This is a genomic window from Arthrobacter sp. NPDC056691, from assembly GCF_042791415.1.
GTDB lineage: Bacteria > Actinomycetota > Actinomycetes > Actinomycetales > Micrococcaceae > Arthrobacter.
In genome coordinates, this window is sequence record NZ_JBHTXX010000011.1 from 1 (window position 1) to 4,658 (window position 4,658).

The following is a 4,658-nucleotide window of genomic DNA, read 5'->3' on the forward strand; positions in this document are numbered from 1 at the left end:
TGCTGTCCGTCGCAGAGCTCCGGCCATCCCTGGCCCTTCTTGTCTACGACGTTTTTTGGCTGCTGTCCTACGGAGTTTACGTGTCCGCTCCGGCCGGTCTAGCCCCTTCGTTCCTCAGGGGCCTGCGGCCCGGGAATTTCCCTGCGGTGCTCCTGCGTCGCTTCCTTCCTCCGGGAATTTCCCGGCCCTTGCCCTTTGGGTAGACAGGCCTCCGTCGGCCACAGCTCCGCAAGCTCCGCCAGCAGCCAAAAAACAACGGGGGGAGAGGGGAGCTGGCCGGTCACCAAAGCCGCCCCACCCACCCCACTTCTCGGCAAAGAAGGAGCAACACCCATGAACGACAAGATCCGCATTTCCAGCCCGGCCGACATCCTCGGCTTCATCCCGCACACGCTCGGGTTCGCTCCCCGCGAGTCCTTCGTGTTCGTCACCCTCCGCGGAGACATGCTGGGCGCCACGCTCCGCGTCGACGCCCCCGTTGTCGCAGATCCTGCCGGTTTCGCTCCGGCCATGGTGGACTACCTCGCGCTGGACACCCAGGCCACCGCGGTCCTGCTGGCCGTCTACACCGACCACGCCCCGAACACCGCGGTTCAGCGGCCCTTCCATGACCACGTCGAGGCCATGATTCAGGCGCTCGAGAACGCGGGAACTCCGCTGAAAGACGCGTGGCTGGTCACCTCGGAGTACTGGCAGAACCTGCTGTGCGACAGCGACGCGGGGTGCTGCCCGCCCGAACCACTGGAATCCATCACCGACGGGCACCTGAACGCCGAAATGGTCTTCCGCGGCAGCAGCTACCAAAAGACGCCCGGCACCACCTACGCGACGTTCACCGGCCCGGCGGACACCGCCCGGCGCATCGACGAGGCACTGCCGGGTGTCTTGGCCGGAGAGCTGCACACCGGACGGGCACTGTGGGCCGAGGTCCTGACCCGCAACGGCTTCACGGACCAGGGCATGGCCATCGGGCTGCTGGCCTGCTTCCAACGCCCGGACCTGCGCGACGTGCTGTTCTGCAACGTGATCGACCCGGACCGGACCGACGCCGAGGGAAGCGGGGACCTGCTGATCGGGCAGGGGATCGCCCCGGACTGGAACCGCGTCGACCAGGCACAGGAAACAGCGCGGGCCCTGATCGAGGCCGCACCGGAAGGCTACCGAGCACCCATGCTGACCCTGATCGGCTGGCTGGCCTACCTCAAAGGCCAGTCCTCCATCGCCGCGGACCATTTCACCGCCGCCGTCGCCGACACCCCCGGCTACCGGCTCGCTGAACTGATGGGCCGGGTCGTCAGCCAAGGACGGATCGCCCCCGTCGCACAGGACGAGGACACCGCCTACAAGAGGCACCACTAAGCTCATCGGGGGCCGGACCGGGAACGGTTCCGGCCCGCAGTGCGCGGCGGCGGCCTCCCCCGCTGGCGCTCCTCCGGCCGCCGATAACGCTGGCGCGGGCGCCGCACCACAACCGGGCAAGGACCTGCCGCCGGGCTACAGTGAAAGGGCATGATTTCACTGACGGCAGGGAGCCAGCACCATGAGCCACGACTTCATCCTCACGGACGACGACGCCGCACCCGCCGGCGCGACCCACGCCCAGGACATCCTGGAACTGTCCCTGCTGACACTGCAGCAAGGCACCTCCGCCGTCGACATCTCCTGGGAAAAATCCCCGCTGGACCAGTAACCTTCCGCAGCAACGACGCTGCAGCACAAGCTTCCTTTTTGCCGAGGGAAAAACCGAGGCCGGCCCCAAGGGGCCGGCCTCAGCCTTTTAAGAAAGCGGAATCGGCCACGCGCCGGCGCGCAGCCGGACGGCTGATAGCAGACGACGCACCTTCCCGCGCGGACAGCGTGCGGGTTCAGGAGCGAAAAAACAGCGGCCATGGACGACCCGGGAACGATCCGCCCAAGTCAGCAGCGGCCCGTGCAGCAGCAGCCGTGGCGCCTTCTAAAGCGGCTCTATTCCGAGGACCGGGTGCCGGTGGCTATTCGCCGGCACCCGACGGACGCACCCGTGTTATCCCAAGATTGCAATCAAAAAAGCCCTAGAATAAGCGGTAAAACGCCTTTTTATTCAGTTGAATAATTGGTAGAATGGAAGCAGAACGTCAGCCAGGCAAACCTCACCAGAGTGATACGAAACCAAGGAACTGAAAATGACTCTCACCATTTACACCAAGCCCTCCGGATGCTTCGGCTGCACCAAGACCAAGCAGAAATTCGCCGAGGTCGGCCTCGCCTTCCGCGAAGTGGACATCACTACCAACCAAGCCGCCTTCGAGTACATCACCGAAGAGCTCGGCTACTCCCAGGTCCCTGTCGTCGTCTACGACAAAGACGGTAGCGAAAACCGTTGGTCCGGACTCAATCCGGCCAAGATCGACCAGGTCATTGCCATCGAAAACACCCGTCAGGAAGGCGCAGCATCATGAGCATCAGCGACACCACCATCACAGAAATCCTCGACCGCAACGACGTCCCGCACCTGCTGCGCACCGACCCCGAACTGCTGGCCGCCGCCTACAACCTCGCGTGGCTTGAAAACCCGCCAACCGAAGGCCCCGAGGGACGCTTCCTCACCGGCGCCACCCTCCTTCCCGGCGACACCCCGGGGGACCCTGACTACGAGATGGCCAACCACGTACTCCTGACAGAAATCTTCGAAAGCCAGTTCCGTACCAGGGACTGGGAGCTCCGCTGCGAACTGCTCCAGGCAGCAGACGACATCCTCAACCCCGAACTCCCCGCAGCCGAACCGGACCGGGACGTTATCCCCGGCTGACACCGGACCTGGCCGGCTCCCGCAGCCGCAAGCACCCCGCCAATACGCAACCAGCAGATAAAGGAACGAAACCATGAGCGGCGAAACCAGCATCACAGTGACCGGCAACCTCACTAACGACCCGGAACTCCGGTTCACCACAGCAGGGTCCGCGGTCACGAACTTCACCATCGCCTCCACCCCAAGGACCTTCGATGCCCAGGCGAAGGAGTGGAAGGACGGCGAGACCCTGTTCCTCCGCGCGACGGTCTGGCGGGAGGCGGCAGAGCACGCCGCAGCATCCCTCACCAAAGGATCCCGCGTGGTCGCCACGGGCGTCCTGAAGCCCCGCACCTACGAGACGAAAACGGGGGAGAAGCGAACGGTCACTGAACTCGACGTCGAGGAGATCGGCCTCTCCCTCCGCTACGCAGCAGCTCCGCCCGTCGCGCGGCAAACCGGCCGCCAGGCAACCCCGACAGCTGCCGGCCAGGGCGGCAGCCACCCGGCCGACGATTTCGCGATCAGCCCGCGCCAATACGCCGATGACGACGCGTGGTTCGGTAAAGACGCCAACCCGTCGGGCCGAGTCGATCTGCCGGCGGTACCTGAATGGTGAAATCGGCGACACCGCATCCGAGTACGAAAGCGACGCATGCCGATTCCTAAGAAGAACAAGACCGTCACCCCATACTTCACCGAAGAGGACGCGAACCAGATCCGGGCCGCCGTCGATGCCGTCGGCCGCCTCGAAGGCTACGCCTCGATCACCGAACTCGTCGAAGCAGCCACCCTGCGGGAGCTTCGACGGCTGCAGCGCAAGTACAACAAGGGCAGGAAATGGCCCGGCATCCCCGCGGGCCATTTGCGGCCCGGCCGGCGAACCCGTGAGGAAAGCCAACACCAGGAAAGGCCGACACAGTCAGCGCCCAGTGGGGCTACACGGCAAACGCCAATCGAGGACGACGCCGCCGCTTCACAGGAAGCTTTGCCGGGCGGAAACCCGACCGCCTGGCAAAGTCCCGGCCACTGACCACGAAAGGGCCGGGAACCTCCCGAACGCGGGGCGGTCCGCCGCCCAGAGCGAACCACAGCAGCGACTCACCAGCGGCGGACCGCCAGTCAACGCGCCGCTATCGGTGACGACCAAATGCCGCGCCGCGAGGAACACGCCCCGTACCTGCACGCTGCGCACCACCCTGGGGTCGACTAAAGCTGAACCCCGTAGTTTTCCTTTGCCGAGGAACGGAAAAGGGCCGGCCCACCAGCCGGTCCTTTTCTGTCTAACGAACACAACACGGTTGGGCCCCCGACGTTAATCGTTCCCACCGTGCGTCATGAACGGCAAAGGCTCGTCTAGGCGGCTGTCGGTTCCGTGGCCTCGCCGTCCGCGTCCTTGGTCTGCTCATCCTGCCGGGCGACCAGGTCAACCATCCGCTTGACCTCGGCGCCGCTGACACCCAGACGGGCGGCGACGGCGGCTTTTGCCTCGCCGGCGTCCAGCATTGCCTGGACCTTCTCCGCCGCGCTCCGGACCGCGTTCAGGGCATCCTTTTCTGCCTTGGCGAGGAGAGCGTCGGCTTTCTGCTTCGCCTCGGAACGGATCACCTCGGCCTGGTCCTGCTGCTCGAAGAATTCGGCGGCCAGTTCGATGAGTTTCTCGTGACGTTCCGTGAGCTTCTGTGCTTTGGCCCGTGCCTTCTCCCGGGCCGCCAGCTGCTGTGCGGACTTTCGTGGTGCTGCCATGATGTGGGTTCCCTCCCCGTGGATTGGCCGTGGGGCCCCCCCGGGGGCGGGTTACCGGGGGGGGGCCAGGCCGGCGGCGGGGGGGGCGCCGCGGGACGCGATACCAGCGGGGGGTTGTGGCCGCCGGTGGCCCCCCCGGGGCGGC

General features: G+C 65.7%; 6 protein-coding genes and 1 pseudogene. 6 read left to right on the forward strand and 1 reads right to left on the reverse strand.

Annotated elements, in window-relative coordinates:
* Nucleotides 1-333 precede the first annotated feature (333 nt).
* The 6 genes and pseudogenes from ACFRAU_RS11050 to ACFRAU_RS11075 all read left to right on the forward strand — a co-directional run.
* Nucleotides 334-1,359, forward strand: a complete 1,026-nt coding sequence (locus ACFRAU_RS11050; protein ID WP_377999927.1) for a DUF4192 domain-containing protein — start codon at nucleotides 334-336, stop codon at nucleotides 1,357-1,359.
* Between the two features lie 181 nt (nucleotides 1,360-1,540).
* Nucleotides 1,541-1,690: a hypothetical protein gene (locus ACFRAU_RS11055; protein WP_377995518.1), complete on the forward strand. Its 150-nt coding sequence runs from the start codon at nucleotides 1,541-1,543 to the stop codon at nucleotides 1,688-1,690.
* Between the two features lie 472 nt (nucleotides 1,691-2,162).
* Nucleotides 2,163-2,438 carry a glutaredoxin family protein gene (locus ACFRAU_RS11060; RefSeq protein ID WP_377999928.1) on the forward strand — a complete coding sequence of 92 codons (276 nt, stop codon included), beginning with the start codon at nucleotides 2,163-2,165 and terminating at the stop codon, nucleotides 2,436-2,438.
* Nucleotides 2,435-2,788, forward strand: coding sequence for a hypothetical protein (locus tag ACFRAU_RS11065; RefSeq protein ID WP_377999929.1), 354 nt, complete (start codon nucleotides 2,435-2,437; stop codon nucleotides 2,786-2,788). Before ACFRAU_RS11060 ends, ACFRAU_RS11065 begins: the two co-directional genes overlap by 4 nt.
* A gap of 73 nt (nucleotides 2,789-2,861) precedes the next feature.
* Nucleotides 2,862-3,386, forward strand: coding sequence for a single-stranded DNA-binding protein (gene ssb / locus ACFRAU_RS11070; RefSeq protein ID WP_377999930.1), 525 nt, complete (start codon nucleotides 2,862-2,864; stop codon nucleotides 3,384-3,386).
* A gap of 36 nt (nucleotides 3,387-3,422) precedes the next feature.
* Nucleotides 3,423-3,677: pseudogene (locus tag ACFRAU_RS11075) on the forward strand (hypothetical protein); the annotation flags it as partial.
* A 446-nt stretch (nucleotides 3,678-4,123) separates the two neighbouring features.
* Here the strand turns inward: ACFRAU_RS11075 and ACFRAU_RS11080 are convergent.
* Nucleotides 4,124-4,513 (reverse strand): hypothetical protein, encoded by a 390-nt coding sequence (locus ACFRAU_RS11080; protein ID WP_377999931.1) that lies wholly within the window; start codon nucleotides 4,511-4,513, stop codon nucleotides 4,124-4,126.
* Nucleotides 4,514-4,658: the final 145 nt, after the last annotated feature.

What these genes read in the sequence shown, in the direction of transcription:
- ACFRAU_RS11080 (WP_377999931.1), bottom strand. Translation starts at nt 4,513, where the DNA reads ATGGCAGCACCACGAAAGTCCGCACAGCAGCTGGCGGCCCGGGAGAAG.
- ssb (WP_377999930.1), top strand. Translation starts at nt 2,862, where the DNA reads ATGAGCGGCGAAACCAGCATCACAGTGACCGGCAACCTCACTAACGAC.
- ACFRAU_RS11060 (WP_377999928.1), top strand. Translation starts at nt 2,163, where the DNA reads ATGACTCTCACCATTTACACCAAGCCCTCCGGATGCTTCGGCTGCACC.
- ACFRAU_RS11055 (WP_377995518.1), top strand. Translation starts at nt 1,541, where the DNA reads ATGAGCCACGACTTCATCCTCACGGACGACGACGCCGCACCCGCCGGC.
- ACFRAU_RS11065 (WP_377999929.1), top strand. Translation starts at nt 2,435, where the DNA reads ATGAGCATCAGCGACACCACCATCACAGAAATCCTCGACCGCAACGAC.
- ACFRAU_RS11050 (WP_377999927.1), top strand. Translation starts at nt 334, where the DNA reads ATGAACGACAAGATCCGCATTTCCAGCCCGGCCGACATCCTCGGCTTC.